This is a genomic window from Acinetobacter sp. YH12049 (assembly GCF_013419875.1).
Lineage (GTDB): Bacteria > Pseudomonadota > Gammaproteobacteria > Pseudomonadales > Moraxellaceae > Acinetobacter > Acinetobacter amyesii.
Window position 1 is genome coordinate 1 of sequence record NZ_VOZH01000048.1, and the last position, 17,990, is coordinate 17,990.

At 42.6% G+C, this 17,990-nt stretch carries 15 protein-coding genes and 1 riboswitch; of the genes, 6 read left to right on the top strand and 9 right to left on the bottom strand.

Annotated elements, in window-relative coordinates; translation table 11 throughout:
- The first annotated feature begins 350 nt into the window (after positions 1–350).
- The gene (locus tag FTU05_RS15390) at positions 351–2,048 is read left to right on the top strand and encodes a carboxypeptidase regulatory-like domain-containing protein (RefSeq protein ID WP_180165904.1); all 1,698 of its coding nucleotides are present in this window, start codon (positions 351–353) and stop codon (positions 2,046–2,048) included.
- A 117-nt stretch (positions 2,049–2,165) separates the two neighbouring features.
- Here the strand turns inward: FTU05_RS15390 and FTU05_RS15395 are convergent, their stop codons facing one another.
- A complete protein-coding gene (locus tag FTU05_RS15395) occupies positions 2,166–2,918 on the bottom strand; it encodes an alpha/beta fold hydrolase (RefSeq protein WP_306670329.1) in 753 nt (250 codons plus the stop codon).
- A gap of 90 nt (positions 2,919–3,008) precedes the next feature.
- Between FTU05_RS15395 and FTU05_RS15400 the strand changes: the two genes are divergently transcribed.
- Positions 3,009–4,364: an amino acid permease gene (locus FTU05_RS15400; RefSeq protein WP_180165906.1), complete on the top strand. Its 1,356-nt coding sequence runs from the start codon at positions 3,009–3,011 to the stop codon at positions 4,362–4,364.
- Positions 4,365–4,472: 108 nt separating this feature from the next.
- Here the strand turns inward: FTU05_RS15400 and FTU05_RS15405 are convergent, their stop codons facing one another.
- The 5 genes from FTU05_RS15405 to FTU05_RS15425 form a co-directional block, all read right to left on the bottom strand.
- A complete protein-coding gene (locus FTU05_RS15405; RefSeq protein ID WP_180165909.1) occupies positions 4,473–5,234 on the bottom strand; it encodes an extracellular solute-binding protein in 762 nt (253 codons plus the stop codon).
- A gap of 159 nt (positions 5,235–5,393) precedes the next feature.
- Positions 5,394–5,777, bottom strand: a complete 384-nt coding sequence (locus FTU05_RS15410; RefSeq protein ID WP_180165923.1) for an MmcQ/YjbR family DNA-binding protein — start codon at positions 5,775–5,777, stop codon at positions 5,394–5,396.
- A gap of 40 nt (positions 5,778–5,817) precedes the next feature.
- Entirely contained in the window at positions 5,818–6,423 is a 606-nt protein-coding gene (locus tag FTU05_RS15415) for a murein L,D-transpeptidase family protein (protein ID WP_180165925.1), read from the bottom strand.
- A 111-nt stretch (positions 6,424–6,534) separates the two neighbouring features.
- Entirely contained in the window at positions 6,535–7,980 is a 1,446-nt protein-coding gene (locus tag FTU05_RS15420; RefSeq protein ID WP_180165911.1) for a YdiU family protein, read from the bottom strand.
- A 123-nt stretch (positions 7,981–8,103) separates the two neighbouring features.
- Complete coding sequence (locus FTU05_RS15425) at positions 8,104–9,264, bottom strand: acyl-CoA desaturase (RefSeq protein WP_180165913.1); 1,161 nt, start codon at positions 9,262–9,264, stop codon at positions 8,104–8,106.
- Positions 9,265–9,454: 190 nt separating this feature from the next.
- On the opposite strand from FTU05_RS15425, the gene FTU05_RS15430 reads away from it, so the two are divergent.
- The gene (locus FTU05_RS15430) at positions 9,455–9,988 is read left to right on the top strand and encodes an META domain-containing protein (protein ID WP_180165915.1); all 534 of its coding nucleotides are present in this window, start codon (positions 9,455–9,457) and stop codon (positions 9,986–9,988) included.
- A 66-nt stretch (positions 9,989–10,054) separates the two neighbouring features.
- On the opposite strand, the gene FTU05_RS15435 is transcribed toward FTU05_RS15430, so the two are convergent.
- The 3 genes from FTU05_RS15435 to FTU05_RS15445 all read right to left on the bottom strand — a co-directional run bounded on the left by FTU05_RS15435 (position 10,055) and on the right by FTU05_RS15445 (position 13,439).
- Positions 10,055–10,768: a glycerophosphodiester phosphodiesterase gene (locus tag FTU05_RS15435; protein WP_180165917.1), complete on the bottom strand. Its 714-nt coding sequence runs from the start codon at positions 10,766–10,768 to the stop codon at positions 10,055–10,057.
- 185 nt (positions 10,769–10,953) lie between these two features.
- Positions 10,954–11,538 carry a cob(I)yrinic acid a,c-diamide adenosyltransferase gene (locus tag FTU05_RS15440; protein ID WP_180163255.1) on the bottom strand — a complete coding sequence of 195 codons (585 nt, stop codon included), beginning with the start codon at positions 11,536–11,538 and terminating at the stop codon, positions 10,954–10,956.
- A gap of 47 nt (positions 11,539–11,585) precedes the next feature.
- Positions 11,586–13,439, bottom strand: a complete 1,854-nt coding sequence (locus FTU05_RS15445) for a TonB-dependent siderophore receptor (protein WP_180022410.1) — start codon at positions 13,437–13,439, stop codon at positions 11,586–11,588.
- A gap of 236 nt (positions 13,440–13,675) precedes the next feature.
- Positions 13,676–13,832, top strand: a riboswitch (cobalamin riboswitch).
- Positions 13,833–13,959: 127 nt separating this feature from the next.
- Here FTU05_RS15445 and FTU05_RS15450 point away from each other — a divergent pair.
- From FTU05_RS15450 to trpB, 3 genes are all read left to right on the top strand, one after another.
- Positions 13,960–15,828 carry a TonB-dependent receptor domain-containing protein gene (locus FTU05_RS15450; protein WP_180165919.1) on the top strand — a complete coding sequence of 623 codons (1,869 nt, stop codon included), beginning with the start codon at positions 13,960–13,962 and terminating at the stop codon, positions 15,826–15,828.
- Positions 15,829–15,987: 159 nt separating this feature from the next.
- On the top strand, positions 15,988–16,629 hold the full coding sequence (locus FTU05_RS15455) for a phosphoribosylanthranilate isomerase (RefSeq protein WP_180022408.1): 642 nt from the start codon (positions 15,988–15,990) through the stop codon (positions 16,627–16,629).
- Positions 16,613–17,839, top strand: coding sequence for a tryptophan synthase subunit beta (trpB, locus tag FTU05_RS15460; protein ID WP_180024528.1), 1,227 nt, complete (start codon positions 16,613–16,615; stop codon positions 17,837–17,839). Before FTU05_RS15455 ends, trpB begins: the two co-directional genes overlap by 17 nt.
- Positions 17,840–17,990 lie beyond the last annotated feature (151 nt).

The window sequence follows — 17,990 nt, forward strand, 5'->3', positions numbered from 1 at the left end:
CAAGTAACTTGGACCAGTGTTGATCATTTAGCATTGTTCGAGGCATAGCGAGTGTAAAATTGGGTTTGGCGATTTAATTTTACTATCTCGCTATTTTTTTAATCAACAAATGTCAACAGACCCTAGTATTAGATATTTATTAGTATTCCATTTTTGAAGGAATGGGCATCCCTTTACAGCAAAACAATGGCAATTGGATGAATGATAAAAATCACATAAAACGCGAAATTTGCGCATTTAATGAAAATTGGTTATTATTTTGCTGGAATATTCACCAGTATGTTTGGGCTGGCAGAGTTCAATGTAGAGATAACAATTTTTAAAAATGGAAAAGCCAGAGGGCAGAACAGATGAAAAATAACGCATTTGCAAAAATAATAATGGTCACGGGTGTCTTGGGTTTAACGGCATGTGGCGGTAATGATCGTGATGAGACTGGAAGCGTACCGCCAGAGCCAGTTGCCGATGCCATGGTACAGAAAAGCGTAGAAGAGCTGACTTTATTAGATGTGAATAATCTTGCCTTAAATGCATCGTCGATTCAGATTTTAAGTGATGAAGAATGGCAGAAAGTACAAGCAGGCAGTCTGAAAATAGCAACAAATACAATCACAGCGGATGATTCTGAGCAGCTATTTCCACCGATCAATAGTTTACCGACAGCAACTCATTTTAAAGGTCAAAGTTACCTTACCAATGCCCAAGGCATCGTTAAACTGCCTAAATTGGCTGCAGGCACATATTATGTTTTGGTCACTAAAAATGGACAGTCTGCAGTTTCGGCATTCTTGATCCACCCTAAAAATACTAATAAAAGCATTGTGTTGAATGTGGTGCTCAACTGTTTAGATCAAGACTGTCAGACTCTAAGTGATGCGCCAGTCAATGATGCCGTGGTCGGAACATTGTCTGGCCAAGTGATTTTTAAAGGGAAGCCTTTAGCGAATGCGCAAGTCGCATTATCTGGCGGTGCTGCGACCAATGGTGCATTTGTTAGTGCTTTGACCGATGCAAATGGTTATTTCAGTTTGTCATTTAATGTGAGCAATGATCTGCTTGAAGCATTAAAAAATGCCACGCTCACCATTAGCGGTGCAGGAATTAATACCATTACGAAAAAAGTTACGGTCATTGCTTCTTCTGCATCGGGCTATCAATTTGAAGTGTTGCCTGAAACGACATCTGCAGATGCCATATGGCGTGAAACTTTTGAAGCGGACTCTGCTACTCGCAATGCATGGACAAGGTCGCAGCCAAGTGTGGCCAATGTCGATTGGCAGTTGCTCAACAAAGGTCACAACATTCGTAATAACCAAGTAAATCAACGCGTGCGCTTAGCGCCGAATGACCAAAGTCAAGGCAAGGTGCCTGAGCCACTGCAAGGCAATACAGCATATTGGTATGGTGACAAAGTAAATGGCAACTTTATTGGCGCTTTAAGTGATTCTTCGACTGCACTAGAGTTTGATGGCGGTACGTCGCAGTATGACAATACGGGAGAATTGATTTCACCTGTGATTAATCTGAGCCAATATCAAGCGCCTTTGAGTTTAAGCTTTAAAACATGGTGGGAAATTGAGTCGGTCAATCCAAATAATCAAGGGTTCGATTTGATGAATATTTTAGTTTCTACAGACGGCGGCAAGAGCTTTAAGACCTTGGCTCGATTAAACCCGCTGGCAGATCCATCTTCTGCATATGAGCGCGCACCGATTCCATACAGTAATTTAGGTTTTAACCTCGCGCCGGCTGCTGTTCAGCAAGAAGCAATTTCATTAGATGAATATGCAGGCAAGGCCAATGTCCAACTGAAATTCCAATTCAGAACAGTCGATGAACTTTATAACGGTTTCCGCGGCTGGATGATTGATGATGTGGTGATTCAGAAAAAAGCCGGAACTTTCCCATTATTTGATGGTGCGAGTTTTGATGAAAATTCAGATAGTTTCTCTCAGGACTATAGTGGCGTCGCTGCAAAACAAGCGGGCACTGTGCTGAAAAGCACTAAGAGTTATGCACGCTGGGCTGAAGTGCCACAGCGTAAATAAAGATTTACATGACACCGCAGTATGAATGAATAGGTTTAGACGTACTGCATTCGCTATTAATTATCCATCAAGGGTGGTGAATGCTATAAACAGCTCTCAATTGAGGGCTGTTTATATTTAAAGAGGCAATGTATTCAGCCACTTTAGCATACTGGCGGCTAAAGCTTCCGGCTGTTCGAGTGGAATCATATGGCCCGTATTTTCAATGGTATAAAGTTGACTGTGAGCTATGGATTGATGCAGCTCCTGCGCTTCCTCTTGTGAACGCAGCCGATCTTGAGCAGCCGAAATAATCAGTATTGGGCACTGAATGGCATCGCTGCGAATATGGCTGCGGTCTAATAAGGACTGAGCTTTAAAGGTGTCAAATCCAAGATGTTTGCCCATATCTTGAATACGTTGAATCAGCTTCCGATTGTCCGCCTGGTTTGGGTGTAGTGATTTCGAAATCGCTGTTTTGCTCAAACCATGAAACGTGCCTGCTGATGCAGCTTGAATGGCCGCAATTTTAAACTGCTTCTGTTTTTCACTATCAGCGCGTAAAGAGCTTGCCACTAAAATGAGTGCAGAAATACGTTCAGGATATTTCTGCGCTATGGTTCTGGCAATATAACCGCCTAATGAAAAACCCACCAAGACAAAGCGTGGCGGGGCATTGTGCAGGATATGTTCCGCAATTTCATCAATCGTTTGACCGTGTTTTAAACTTGCCCTAAAGAAATTCCATGTGTGCGGAAGTTGTGGGATGAGCTCATCCCACAAGGATTCATCCAGCATAAATCCAGGAATGAAGACCATTGATAAGTGTTGCTGATTCATAGTGCAGTTAACGGTATGGGCAGATTTGAAGGCTGATTTTATCAGCATCATTTGTTGCTCATACAGCAATAGTCTATGAATATTTGGCTGCAAAGAGCTGCACAGGCTACAATTCACTTTTTTATAAGATGAGAACGTGTTGTGAGCAGCGAAATGCCTCAACTACAGCGCCGATTAAAGAACCGTCATATTCAGCTGATTGCAATGGGTGGCGCAATAGGTACAGGACTATTTTTAGGTTCTGCGCATATTATTGAGTCGGCTGGGCCATCGATTATTTTGGGCTATTTGATTGGCGGCTTGATTGCTTTTCTGATTATGCGCCAGTTGGGCGAGATGATTGTACAAGAGCCAGTCACAGGTTCATTCAGTCATTTTGCCTTTAAATATTGGGGCAAGTTTGCGGGTTTTTTAACGGGTTGGAACTACTGGATTCTGTATATTTTAGTGGTGATGACCGAGCTGACCGCGATTGGCAAATATGTCCATTACTGGTGGCCGCATGTGCCTGCATGGGTGTCTGTATTGGTGTTTTTTATGGTGATTACCCTTGCCAATTTAGCCAATGTAAAACTGTATGCAGAGTCTGAATTTTGGCTGTCGATGATTAAGGTTGTGGCGATTGTTGCCATGATTGCTTTTGGTGTGTATCTGCTACTTACAGCAGGCGCAGACTCTACCGCTTCGATTAGCAATTTATGGGTACATGGCGGCTTTTTTCCGCATGGTTTTGAAGGCTTATTTTACATGCTGGCCTTTATGATGTTTGCTTTTGGTGGCATTGAGCTGATCAGCATGGCGGCGGCTGAAACTGAAAATCCAGATCAAAACATTCCCAAAGCCGTAAATCAAACGGTGATCCGCGTGTTCTTATTTTATATCTGTTCTTTGGCGGTGCTGCTGTCTTTGGTGCCGTGGAATCAGCTGCAATTGGGCGGTTTGGATCATAGTCCATTTGTGCTGATTTTTAAGCAGATTGGCATTGATTGGGCCGCGCATTTGCTGAACTTTATTATTTTAACAGCGTCTGTGTCGGTCTGTAATAGCGGGATGTATGCCAATAGCCGGATGCTTTTGGGTCTGGCTGAGCAGGGCAATGCACCAAAGCTATTTAAACAGGTAAATGAGCACGGGACACCGATTGCGGCTGTTTTATTTTCGGCCTTGCTGATTTTTGGCTGTGTGCTGCTGAATTATTTCCTGCCAGAAAAAGCCTTGAGCTATCTAATTTATATTGTGGTCAGTGCAGCAGTATTGAACTGGATTTTGATTAGCTTGATTCATTTGAAGTTTAGGCAAGCCATGAAACAGCAGGGTATGCAGACCAAGTTCCCCGCATTATTTGCACCATTTACCAATTATTTGGTTTTGGCTTTCATGCTGATGATTTTATACATCATGTGGATGCAAGGCTTTAAGCTGTCGGTGATGATGCAGCCTGTTTGGATCTTACTGTTGTTTGTGCTGTTTAAAATTATGCAGGCGAGAAAGGCTTAGTTTTTGTTTAAAAAAGGACTCAAAAATGAGTCCTTTTTAACGGCGCAATAAAAGCTGCTGACTGGATGGTTTAGACAGCATCTTTACATTTGATCTTAGAAAAATGGCCTATTTATTCCAACCAAATTTTTTAAAAATCGCCAGACCTTGCTTGGATTTTAAGAAGGTGATAAAACTTTGGGCCTCAGGATTCTTTAAGCTATGCTGCGTCAATGCAACACCCGTATCACGGTAAATCACCAGTTGAGGTTCGATCGGAATGATTTGACCAATATTGGGGTTACTGATTCCCCAAATATTAAAGACTAACCATGCGTCATAATCATTATTTTCCTGCCAGTTTTTTTTGGCAACGCCAGTATTGGGCGCGTACATCGCAATATTTTTTCGAAACGCCTTGGTTAATTCAATATTCCCCGTTCTGCCGGCAATATCTTCCCACATCCCGACTTGGCCTGCGCCATGCGTAACCAAAACTTTGGTGTTGGGTTTCGCCAAATCCTTAAATCCTTTAATCTTTTTTGGATTTCCCTTTCTGACTAAAATGGCAGCAGGACGCAAATAAAGCGGCTCAACTGAATTTTTGATAATTTGCTCAGAAAAAACAGATTCAAAATCAGACATCATGGCCTCAGAGCCGCTATAGATAATGTCTGCATCTAATTTAGCTTTTTCAGCCCATTGCGGTGTTGGCCCAGCCGTGACATTGACTTCAATACCGGTATTCTTTTCGAATTGTTTTGCGGCCTCATGCATGGCAGGTGCTGGCCCGCCAGGACCATAGATATTAATCGCAGCCATGGTCTCCATAGACGCATAGCCGAGCATGAATGAAACGAGGTAGTGACTGAGTTTATATTTTTTAAACATTTAAATACCGATCCTTGATGTCGTGAAAAATATTATATAAGTTTTATTGATTGATATTTTATTTTGTATTTATTTTTTTGTTGTTAATTAAAAGTTATCTAACAATGAATCCTAGATCAAATAGATTTCAATACGGATAAAACTTTTATAGAGACGCTATTATTTTTCAAGTGGCTTAATATTCATCAGCAATTCAATCCTTTGCCGTTGCCCCTTATTTAATTTCGAAACCACCAATTCATAAGAATTCAGCACCAAATCTTGCAATAAATCTTCCTCAAGTTCTTCATCTGCAAAAATAGAAACCCAATGCTGTTTATTCATATGCCAGCCTGCGCGGATATAGGAATAAATGTCTCTCAGCATCGCGCCGTGGTCTGGAAGCACCTTGAGATTGATTGCCGCTTTGCCTTCCAAATGAAAACTCAGCATAAAGACTTTATCCATGACTTTGTACACATCACAGCCATCACCAAAGGGCTGGCTGCACGTGGTTTCAGGCAGGGCAAGCGCTGTTTGAGCTGCGTTCGCATGTAAAGAAATCATAGGAAATCACCCAAAAATAACAAATCAGATTCCACACCTAAGGATGAATATGAATGGCGGTATGATTATTGACTAATTGCCAAATTTCATCCATATCAATATTGCGCACCGCAATACAGCCCCAAGTCCAGTCTTTTTGCGGGAAATAGGTCTTAAGTTGAGGTGCCGCTTTCATTTGCAGGCTGGTGGCAGAACCATGAATCATAATATCGCCGCCTGCAGAAACACCCAGCTGTGCTGCTTTTTGCTGATCCGCTGCATTGGGGTAGGAGATATGCAGTGATTTATAAAATGCGCTTTGCGGATTGCGCCAGTCAATCACATAAGAGCCTTCCGGGGTTTTGCCATCACCTTCTTGGACTTTATGTCCTAGCGGCACAAAACCAAGGCGGATCGGATAACGGCGGATGACCTGATCCTGATGTTTTAACTCCAAATAGCGCTGATCTTTATACACCTGAATACTGTCGATGGGTGTCGCGCTAATAATCTGCTGAATTTCCTGATCATCTAATGCTGCAGGAAATGACAGCGCATGAGCAGAGGTTGGCAGAAATTTTCCAACTTTTTGATAGGTGACACAGGCGGCAACAATGCAGAGCAAAGCAATGCCACTGAAGATGAGGATTTGTTTTTTGGTCATTTTCATTTTTGGGATAAGGCGCATTTGCAGCTCATCCATTTTGGTATTGTGGATAATGTTTAAATTATCCACAATTTGAGGCAGATTTAGCGCTACATTTGTGGATAAATGTTAAGACGAACAGCTGACCATGACTTCAGGCACATCACTTGGCAATGGCGCTAAATCTTCAGATTGTTCCAATTCAGGCTGTTTGGTAAAAGGCTGGCTGAGTAGCGTAAACAAACGCTCGACTTCTGAAAAATCATTGCGCTCTGCCAGTTCAATCGCTTTTTGCGCCATATGATTGCGCAAAATATATTGTGGATTGGCTTTTGCCATGTCTGCATCTAGCGCATCGGTATCCTGATGTTCACGAATGCTTTGATACTGCGCTAAGAAATTTTCAAAGGCCCTGCGGTCAAGGCAATCATCTAAGATCGCTTCATAGTCATGATGTTGCAGGCGCAAAAAGCTTTGGGTGTAATCCAACTGCTCCGCTTGTAGGATACGTAAAAAGGCCATCGCGCAGTCAAAGCTGTCTTTATAGAAACTTGGCAAGCCCATTTTCTGGTTCAAGCCTAGTTTGTAATGTTCTAAGAAAGTCGGTTCAAAATGCTCAAGGCATTGGGCTAAATCTTCTTTCCATTGTGCTTTGTCATAATCTGCAGGGCAGAGTGGCACCAGATTATTCAGCCAGTTCCATAAATTCCAATGTCCAATACTGGGCTGCTGCTGATAGGTGTAGCGGCCTTGATAGTCCGAATGGTTGTTAATCCAGTTCGGGCGGAAGCGTTCCATAAAACCATACGGCCCGAAATCGAGCGTTGAACCGGTAATGTTGAGGTTATCGGTATTCATCACGCCATGCGCAAAACCAACCAGTTGCCAATGTGAAATCATCACCGCTGTACGCTGAATCACTTGTGTGGCAAATGCCAAAATCGGCTGTTTAGCGTTAAGGCAATCTGGATAATGCCATTCGATGCATTTTTGGGTGAATTCTGGCAGTAAGTCACCTTGATATTGATTGATCCATTCAAAATGCCCCAGACGAATATGACAGTCGGAGGTGCGCAGCATCATCGCGCCGGGTTCTAATTTTTCACGCTGTACGCCTTGCTCTGAACTGGTAAAACCCACGGCATTGCTGGAGGGAATACCGAGGGCATTGAGGGCATGACCTGCAAGATATTCACGAATCACCGAGCGCAGCACCGCGCGGCCATCGCCCATGCGCGAATAAGGCGTTGAACCTGCACCTTTTAAATGTAGATCGATGGTTTGATGATGTTGATCGACAATTTGCGCAATCAGCAGACCACGTCCATCGCCCAACTGGCCGGCCCATTGTCCAAACTGATGACCCGCATAAACCATGGCTAAAGGTTCAAACTCCGCAAAGGTTTTTTGGCCGCTGCAAATTTCCACCCATGCCGCTTGATCTTCTGCCGACCATTGCAGCTCATCGGCTAAGGCAGCATTGAAATGCCCCGCTTTTGCACCTTTGAGTGGCACAGGCATTTGATGATGATAGAGTTTGGGGTTGAGCGTGGAATAGCGAGAATTGAAGTGCATAAGCATGAGGCAAATTTGAAATTAACTTCACTATAGCAAAGAGCTTATATAAAAACTGTAGCTTTAAAATCAATACAGCCTCCGCAAGAGGGAGGCTGTATTGTTCAGAAAAGCTTTTAAGGCTTAAGCGGTTTTCTTTTTCAAACTACGCATCAATTGATTCAAGGTTTCACGATGCTGGGAAAGACGTTGTTCAACTTGCTGAAATTCAAGTTTAAGCTTGTCATCCATTTGATGAATCTTTTCTGCAACTGCAGTTTTCTTGGCTTGAATTTCTTGTTCTTTCAATGTTGCCCAATCATTCAAGGTTTGTGAAAACGCATCGTATTCTTGAGAAATACGTTGTTTCGCGCTTGCAATATCATCGGTCATGTTCAGACCATAAATCGCAAGGTCTTGTTCAGCATATTTAAACTTCATCGCCAATTCAGCTTTTTTGATATTAAAGCTTGGAATGCGGCGCAAGTTTTTCGCTAAACCTAATTTAGAGCAAGACCAAATCAACCATTTCGTTGGGTCGTACTGCCACCATTTCACGCCATTACGGTAATCATATTGGAAAATGTGGTGGTAGTTATGATACCCCTCACCCCAAGTTGCGATTGCTAACCAGAAGTTATCACGTGCAGTATTTTCGTCAGTATATGGACGTTTACCCCACATGTGGCACAGTGAGTTAATAAAGAACGTCACATGATGGCTCAAGATTAGACGCATTAAACCGCCCAATAATAGAACGCCCCACATGTCGCCAACAACCCAACCAATTGGCACTAAAATCGCCGCATGAACAGCAATCACCAATGGAATGTAATATTTGTCTTGGAACATCACGACTTTATCTTTTAATAAGTCAGGTGCATTTTTATAGTTTGGTGCTGCTGCTGGATAATCACGAAGCATCCAACCAATGTGTGCATACCAAAAACCACGATTAATCGAGTATGGATCTTGGTCAATATCGTCTACATGACGGTGATGTGTACGGTGGCCTGAAGCCCAAAATAAAATACTATTTTGAACTGCAAAAGTACCCATGAGCATTAAAATGATTTTTAAAGCCAAGGTTGCTTCATAAGCACGGTGTGCCCATAAGCGGTGATAACCTGCGGTAATACCTAAACTACTGACACCCAGTAAAACAAACATACTGATCCAAGCAGCGGCACTAAAATCATGATTAATGGCATATAACGGAATTGCAATAACTGCGACAATTGGTAAAAACACCAATGCAAAAATGGCAATCCAGTTCATTGGGGCTTTGGGTAGGGGAGCATTCATCTCCAACAGCACTCCTGAAACCTTGGGAGGTATAGATAGGACGAATCCCATTAATTTTTTAAGGGATTTTAAACGTACAGAATAGTAGCACGGGAAAACCCGTTTTCACCACTGTTATTGTACAGTTGTATTGTTCTAAACAGTAACATAATACGACTGAAGTTATTTGACTTTTTGTGGGGTAAAAAAGATGATAAAAAAACAGCAAAATCGTCAAAATAATCCGCAATTTTTTGTCAAACACTGTATCTGTGGCGGCTTTCTGATCAGTTGTCTAGGACTCATGGCCTGTCAAAGTTCTCCAACGCAGAAGGTGACTACAAAGTCACAAGGGAAGTCACATGGCAACAGTGTTGAACAGCCATTAAAAGTCATTCGCGTAAATGATGGGATACAAGATATTCCATGGACGATTGTGCAAATTGCAGGGCAAAAAGCCAAGTTCTTTCATCATCAACCTTATCTTCAGTTCAATTCGCAATTTCGACAAATTCAGGGAAATACGGGATGTAACACTATCAGTGGCACTTATGTGATTGATACCTTAAAACACAGCATTGATCTGAATGCCCGAGCAGGTTATTTCAGCTGTGATTCGGCTTTGGCTCAAGAGGCTGAACTTTTAGATGCCTTGCAAGCCGCAACACAATTCCAAATAAAAGGGAAACACATGACGATGCAAAACAGTCGGGGACAAACTGTATTGGTTTTGGAAAGAAAATAGACCGATTGAAATATCGACGTGTTGATCGAGAAGTGAATTACACAAATCTAGGTGAATAAAGCAGCATTAAAAATGCTGCATCATTAATTTAGGATAGTCGGTAATTAAGCCGTTAATGCCCCAATCTTTAAGCTGTTTAGCACGATCAACGTCGTTGACAGTCCATACGCTCACATTTAATTTTGCCTGCTGTGTGGCCTGAATAATGTCTGAATTGGCGAGTTGGTTCATCCAACCGATTTGGATACAACCTAATTCAAGTGCTTGTTCAATCGCTTTAAATTTTACGTCTGTTTCAACCAAAAGCCCGCGTTTGAAGCCGGATTTTTTTTGTTGCAAAGCAAGATGAATTTTAGGGTCAAAACTGGTGATCACTGCGGAATGTTCGAAACCTTGGAGCTGTTGTTCCAAGGTTTCAGTCAGCGCTTCAGCTTCAGTCTGTGTCTTCACTGCTTTCACTTCGACTTCAATATGATCGAAGTTATGAATAATTTTGAGCGTTTGTTCGAGCAGTGGCGTCGGCTCAACTTTATTCCATTCTGACCATGTCACTGCATGGTTATACGGTTCTAGTTCAGAACTTTCGCATTCATAAAGATACTTATCTTGGCCGGTGGTACGGATGAATTGATCGTCATGCATCACAATTAAGACGCGATCTTTTAGTTGTCGCACATCAAATTCAACTGAGCGTATGCCTAAATCTTGAATATATTGGAAACCACCTAGGGTATTTTCAGGTGCTTCACCACGAGCGCCACGGTGACCGATTATGCGCATAAAGGGCCTGCAAAATTGAAAGATAAAAACATAGTGTCCTGTAAGAATGACAGGGAGATGACACTGTTATTTTGATCCGATCATCCTGAAATACAAGAATGATCGGACGAAATGTTTCGATTTATTTCAATGTAAAATAGACTTTTAATTGGTCAAAGGATTTGAGCAATTTTTGAATCCAAAACTTATTGATCAATCGTGTCGTTAATATTTTTCTGCCACAGCACCTCAGAACCACCTTCAGCGCGTTGTAATGTACGCGATGCGACAAATAACCAGTCAGAGAGTCGGTTAAGTAGCTGCAATGACGGTGCTTGAATGTTCTGGTCACGGTTATGTACAGCCATTAAACGACGTTCTGCACGGCGGCAAACTGCACGCGCTTGATGGGCAAAGCTGCACACCAATGTTCCTGATGGCAGGATAAAGTCTTTGAGCATTGGCAGCGCTTCATTCATACGGTCAATGTCATTTTCCAAAAACTCAATTGACATAGGTTGTACCAAGTTGAAGTTTGGAATGCAGACTTCACCGCCAAGGTCGAATAACCAATGCTGAATCAGGCTGAGCGATTTATCCCAAGCCGCTTTGTCTTCAATACTGCTAAGTGCGATGTGCGAACGCAGAATACCAATGCTTGAATTGAGTTCATCGACATCTCCTAAGGCTTCAATGCGTAAATCATCCTTTGCTACACGTGATCCGTCACCAAGACCTGTTGTGCCTGAATCGCCTGTGCGGGTATAAATTTTACTTAAACGGTGGCCCATTTTAATTGTCCATTTTTTGATTAAAAGTTGAATAAATCAGTGTGAAATTAATATCTAACTGTGATGCCAAAGGAAGCCAAACGGCCGCCATTTAAATAGAATTTGCCGTCGAAATTGCCAGCAGAAGCCGTTTTATATTGAACATCGCCGACATTTTGAATATTGGCAAAGAAGCGCAGTTGCTCGTTGGGTTGGTAATAACTATTGAAATCAATCTGAGCATGTCCAGGGATCACATCCTCATCATAATTACTGCTGTCTGAATGGCTGTTCGCACTCAGTGTTGTTGACAGCCCATAATGTTCATCAGCCCAACCAGCTGACAATGCCAGTTTTTGACGTGGGCGGCGGCTCAAATCCAAACCTGTTTTATCATTTTTTGCTTGATTGTAGCTATAACTGGCCTTTGTAAAAAATGCCTCATTGCTCCAATTCACATAGACTTCTGAACCTTGAATGGTCACTGCATCAATATTGGCAAACTTCCAGTTATTGTTGGGATCAGAATCAATAAGGTTATCAATTTCAGTTCTGTAGATAGACAAACCAGTTTTTAGTTGTGGTGTCATTTGTAGGTCTAGCCCAATTTCATAGGATTGACTTTCTTCGGGTTTTAAGTCAGGGTTTGCATAGTCGCCATAATATAAGTCGTTCATGGTTGGCGCTTTAAATGCTGTACCAATATTGGCATAGCTACTAAACAACGGCGTGAAAAAATAACGCGCAGCAACTTGTCCGACCGTGTGTTGACCATATTTTTCATGGTCTTCACGACGAATACCCGCTTGAGTTTTTAATTTATCAGTTTGATATTGGTGCTGTAGATAATAACCCGTACTGTTTAAGTCTTGATGAAAAGACTCTGCAGTTTTTAGCGTTGATGTTTCTAGCTGCCGATGGGTGATGCCTGCAATGATGTTCTGAGACGGCGTCATTTGCTGTTTTGCGGTCAGTTCATATTCAGTGGATTCATAATGGGTCTGTTCAAAGATTTTGAGCTGTTCCAACTCATCTTTAAAATAAGACACGCGAGCATTCAGGGTCAGCTGATCTGTGGGGTTGAAGTGTGACTTCAGGGTTGCAATTTGATTTTTAAAATCTTGCGACTTTTGCTCATATTGCAGTGAATTCCAGCTGTATTGCTCATATTGAGCATTACCTTGGTTTTCAGAATAATCCAATGAAGTGCCAAAGCGTGTTTCTTCATAGCCAAATTTGGTAGACACGCCTTTTTGATTAAAGCTAGAAGCTCTGGCATTTTCATGTTCATGAATCAATGTGCCGTCGGTTTCTAAACGCTGTCCACGAATTTGCGCATAAAAACCTTGCTTGGCTAGGTCTACCCCGACAGTACTTTTATAGGTTTGATTTCCACCTATTTCAGCGCTGATAAAAGCTGCATTTTTTTCAGGGGTTTTGCTAATGATTTGTACCACACCACCAATGGCATTGGTGCCATAAAGGACAGATGCTGGGCCTTTTAAAACCTCAATCTGCTTAATGTCTGTGGTATCTATAAAATTATTTGGCGCTAAACCGCTGGCATCATTATTTAAACGGACACCGTCACGCAATACCAAAGTGTGGTCTGACTCTGTGCCACGTAAAAAAAATGAAGCTTGTTGTCCATAGCCACCCAGCTGCACCATATTGATAGAAGCATCACTCATTAATAAATGTGGAAATGATGCAATTGGTGATTGATCTATGAGCGACTCATCAATAATGGAAATACGTGCTGGCACATTTTCCAATTTTTCTGCAGAACGTGTTGCTGTGACGACAATGGTGTCCATTCTAGGTTGTGTAATGGAATCCGCTGCAACAGACATTTCGGAGTTAAAAATACAAAGCGCAGATATGCCAGCTGCAAGCGCAGTCGGCTGAAAAGGAAAAGGCATACAAAGCTCCATGCATTTACCCCACGTAAATGATTGAGTGATAGAACACGGTCGGCAGGTATCGGACTGGCAAGGTTTCGCTTGCGCACCGTTGCGGGGGCAGTGTTGTAGAAACTTCCCATGCCAACTGTTGTGAATGGTTTAAGTATAGAGAACTCCGATTTATCGAACAATCGAATCCGTCGGGCATTTTAGTGTTGCTGCATATTCAGCTTGACTTGCTGTGGGGCAGAAACTAATCTGCCCATGCTTCAGGTGCTTCCTTAATTGAGAAGTGAAACTGGGAAGTCAGTCCAGCAGTATAGAGCTGTTGTTATCTGACACTGCCCCCGCAACGGTGAATCGTTATTCATAACGTAAGTCCGGAGACCGGCCTGATGCAGACCTATTCATAATGCGGCGGGCGTTATAGCGGGATTGCATGCTTTTGCCTGAAAAATGGCAAGCCATCGCTTACCCAAAAACCGCCACGCGTTAACCACTTTTATTTCGCACGGGCGGTGCGATCGGGGAATACAGCATGCATTCTTTCTCTAAGACTCTTATCGGGTCGCTTTTTGTTTTATCTCCACTTTCTGCTGCGATGGCAGCAGACCAAGTTTATCAACTTCCAGTCATTACCAACACGGTTGCCAATATTGTAGAGCAAGACTCACAAAAAACTTTGGCGGCAGTCACTGTAATTGACCGTGAAGAAATTGAACGTAAGCAATTTACTTCTTTACAAGAATTGCTTCGTACAGTGCCGGGCGTAACGTATAGCAATACTGGCGGTTTAGGTAAAGTTACAAGTGTTTCAATTCGCGGTACGGGTAATCGTCATGCATTGGTCTTGGTGGATGGTCAAAAGGTGGGTTCAGCAACGCTTGGTGAAACTGCTTTTGAACACTTCCCAATTGATCAAATTGAACGTGTAGAAGTTTTACGCGGTCCGCGTTCAAGCTTATATGGTTCAGAAGCCATTAGTGGTGTGATTCAAATCTTTACCCGTAAAGGGACGCAAAATGGGGTGAAGCCTTTTGCATCTTTTACCTATGGTTCTCATGAAACATATCAGAGCAATGTTGGTTTAAATGTTAAACATGACAATACTTGGGCAACCTTGAGTTTAGCTGGCACCAAAACCCAAGGCATCGACGCGACAAATATTAATGAAGCCAATGATTTAGATAAAGACGGCTACGAAAATAAGTCTGCATCTTTACGTATGGGGCATAAATTCAATGATCAGTTTGATATTGATGCAAGTGTTTTAGTTGTTGATGGTGAAAATGAATATGATAATAGGGATGACTGGGGTTCTCCTTATATTGATGCAAAAAATGTGCATAGTAAAATCGAGCAAAATGTTTACAGCATTGGTGCTACCTACAAGCCATTTGATGTGTGGACTACAGGGTTAAAGTTAGGGCGTTCTGAAGATAAATTAGATAGTCGTGATGCAAATCCATCGGTCATTAACACACAGCGTGATAGCTTATCATGGCTGAATACACTGAACTTTAATAAGCAAAATACCTTGATGCTTGGTTTTGATTACCAGAATGATGAAGTGTCAGGTACGAAAGCTTATGTTGTTAAAGAGCGTGATAACAAAGCTTATTTTGCGCAATATCTAGGTTCATTTGGCAGCTTTGATGTGCAAGGTGCAGTCCGTCAGGAAGATAACGAGCAGTTTGGTAATCATACGACTGGAAGCGCAACTTTAGGATATCGCTTCAATGATGCCATACAAACTTATGTCAGCTATGGCACCGCATTCAAAGCCCCAACATTCAACGATTTGTATTGGCCAGGAAGTGAAAGCCCGACATTGGTTCCAGAGGAATCTGAAAACTATGAAGTTGGTTTCAAGGGCGTGGTCAGCAATGTTCAATGGGAGCTAAACGCTTTCCATAATGAAATTGAAAACATGATCGCATGGGCACCAAATGCATCGGGGAACTATGTTCCAAGCAATATAGATAAAGCCAAAATTAAAGGCGCTGAACTATCACTTACTCAGCAGTTGAATAATTTTCTTTGGAATATCAATTATACCTATCAAGAGCCTGAAAATGAGACAGCAGGGTCCCATGGCAAGCAGTTGGTCTTAAAGCCAAAGCAAATCTTTAATGCATCAGCTGATTATACGATGGATAAATGGACTGTCGGCGCTTCAGTTCATGCCGAAGATAAGCGTTATACCAATGCTGCAAATACTGATGAGTTGGGTTCTTTTGCCACAGTAGATACGCGAGTAACTTATCAAGCAACGCCTGAATTCAGTGTTCAAGCCAAGCTTGCCAATATGTTTGATAAAGAATATTCGACCAACTACAGCAATAGCACTTTATTTAATCAAGACGGCCGCACAGCTTGGATAACCTTACGTTATGCGATGAAATAATTCATTAAAATTTCAAAAGGCCCTGATCATTCAGGGCTTTTTATTTTTGCGCAGTAATCATGCTGAAAATCCACGCAATGCATGAAAATTGCATTACAATGATTCGCCTTTATATTCATAGATAGGCTATGAATAGGGCGGAGTCAGAGCTAAAACAACATGCGAACCCGTGCCAAAATCTGCGGAATTACACGTACTCAAGATATTCAGTCTGTCGTCCAAGCTGGTGCAGATGCGATAGGATTTGTATTCTTTGCGCCCAGCCCGCGCAGTGTAACGGCAGTGCAGGCCGCTGAACTGATTCAGCATGTGCCGCCGTACGTGCAGACCGTGGGTTTATTTGTGAATGCGTCGGCTGTGGACATACAGGCTATTTTAAAAATTTCACCTGTAGACATACTGCAGTTTCATGGCGATGAAAGCCCTGAACAGTGCCAAACGATTGCGAAGTCCGTTGGACGCCGTTGGTATAAAGCCATTCAAATGAAACCTGAATTGGATGTGATTGCAGAAATCCAAGCTTTTCAGCAGGCAGGGGCAAGCGCCGTACTGTTAGATGCATGGCATCCTGAGCTGAAAGGCGGTACAGGGCATAGCTTTGACTGGGCACAGTTCCCAAAACTCGATATTCCTTTAATTTTGGCGGGCGGTTTAAAGCCTGACAATATTGAAGAAGCGATTCAAACCACTGGCGCTTACGCCGTAGATGTGAGCGGTGGTGTAGAATCGGCAAAAGGTATTAAAGACCAACAACTCATAGAACGCTTTATGCAAGGAGTCCATCGTGGATCAGCAAAATAAGATTGACTATACCCAATTCCCTGACGCACAAGGGCATTTCGGTATTCATGGCGGGCGTTTTGTGTCAGAAACTCTAATGGCAGCACTTAAGGACTTAGAAAAACTCTATTTCCGCATGAAAGATGATGCTCAGTTTTTGGCAGAATTCGACCGTGACTTGGCGTATTACGTCGGTCGTCCAAGTCCTTTGTATTATGCTGAGCGATGGTCGAAAGAGTTGGGTGGTGCGCAAATTTACTTAAAACGTGAAGACCTGAACCATACAGGCTCACATAAAGTGAATAACACGATTGGTCAGGCTTTGCTGGCTAAACTTTCAGGTAAAAAACGTATTATTGCCGAAACAGGTGCAGGTCAGCACGGTGTAGCAACGGCAACGATTGCAGCACGTTTAGGCCTTGAATGCGTGGTGTTCATGGGTGCAGAAGACGTAAAACGTCAAGCGATGAACGTGTACCGTATGCGTTTGCTTGGCGCAACGGTCGTACCTGTGGAAAGCGGTTCAAAAACATTGAAAGATGCGATGAACGAAGCAATGCGTGACTGGGTAACCAATGTTGACTCTACTTATTATGTGATTGGTACTGTGGCTGGCCCACACCCATATCCGCAATTGGTTCGTGATTTCCAATCGATCATTGGCCGTGAAGCACGTAAACAAATTCAAGAGCAAGCAGGTCGTTTACCAGATGCGTTGGTGGCATGTGTGGGTGGTGGTTCAAATGCAATGGGCTTGTTCTATCCATTCTTGAATGATGAAGACGTGAAAATGTACGGTGTTGAAGCTGCAGGCTATGGCATTGAAACAGGCAAACACTCTGCACCACTCAATGCAGGTCATGTTGGTGTACTTCACGGCAACCGTACTTACTTGATGTCGGATGATCAAGGTCAAATCATTGAAACCCACTCAATTTCAGCAGGTTTGGACTACCCAGGTGTAGGCCCTGAGCATAGCTTCCTCAAAGATATGCACCGTGTGAACTATGTGCCGATCAATGATACTGAAGCGCTGCAAGGTTTCCGTGATTTAACCCAAATTGAAGGGATTATCCCTGCGCTAGAAAGTTCACATGCAATGGCTTATGTGACGAAACTTGCGCCGACGATGGATAAAGACCAAATCATTATTGCGACGGTTTCAGGCCGTGGTGATAAAGACTTAATGACCGTTGCCCGCATTGATGGTGTGGAAATGGTTGAGATGTAAATTCCTTTAAGCCCTCTCCTTTAAGGCATAGGTATCTACACAAATCCCAAGTTTTGGGTTAAATTGAAGAGCATGCTCTTCAATTTAATATCTCCCATCTTGATACACGTCTCGTCAGACGATACAACGCCCTCGTAAAGCTTAATATGAA

Coding starts and splice junctions, on each gene's coding strand:
- FTU05_RS15390 (WP_180165904.1), top strand. CDS start 351: ATGAAAAATAACGCATTTGCAAAAATAATAATGGTCACGGGTGTCTTG.
- FTU05_RS15395 (WP_306670329.1), bottom strand. CDS start 2,918: ATGATGCTGATAAAATCAGCCTTCAAATCTGCCCATACCGTTAACTGC.
- FTU05_RS15405 (WP_180165909.1), bottom strand. CDS start 5,234: ATGTTTAAAAAATATAAACTCAGTCACTACCTCGTTTCATTCATGCTC.
- FTU05_RS15415 (WP_180165925.1), bottom strand. CDS start 6,423: ATGACCAAAAAACAAATCCTCATCTTCAGTGGCATTGCTTTGCTCTGC.
- FTU05_RS15420 (WP_180165911.1), bottom strand. CDS start 7,980: ATGCACTTCAATTCTCGCTATTCCACGCTCAACCCCAAACTCTATCAT.
- FTU05_RS15425 (WP_180165913.1), bottom strand. CDS start 9,264: ATGAATGCTCCCCTACCCAAAGCCCCAATGAACTGGATTGCCATTTTT.
- FTU05_RS15430 (WP_180165915.1), top strand. CDS start 9,455: ATGATAAAAAAACAGCAAAATCGTCAAAATAATCCGCAATTTTTTGTC.
- FTU05_RS15435 (WP_180165917.1), bottom strand. CDS start 10,768: ATGCGCATAATCGGTCACCGTGGCGCTCGTGGTGAAGCACCTGAAAAT.
- FTU05_RS15440 (WP_180163255.1), bottom strand. CDS start 11,538: ATGGGCCACCGTTTAAGTAAAATTTATACCCGCACAGGCGATTCAGGC.
- FTU05_RS15445 (WP_180022410.1), bottom strand. CDS start 13,439: ATGCCTTTTCCTTTTCAGCCGACTGCGCTTGCAGCTGGCATATCTGCG.
- FTU05_RS15450 (WP_180165919.1), top strand. CDS start 13,960: ATGCATTCTTTCTCTAAGACTCTTATCGGGTCGCTTTTTGTTTTATCT.
- FTU05_RS15455 (WP_180022408.1), top strand. CDS start 15,988: ATGCGAACCCGTGCCAAAATCTGCGGAATTACACGTACTCAAGATATT.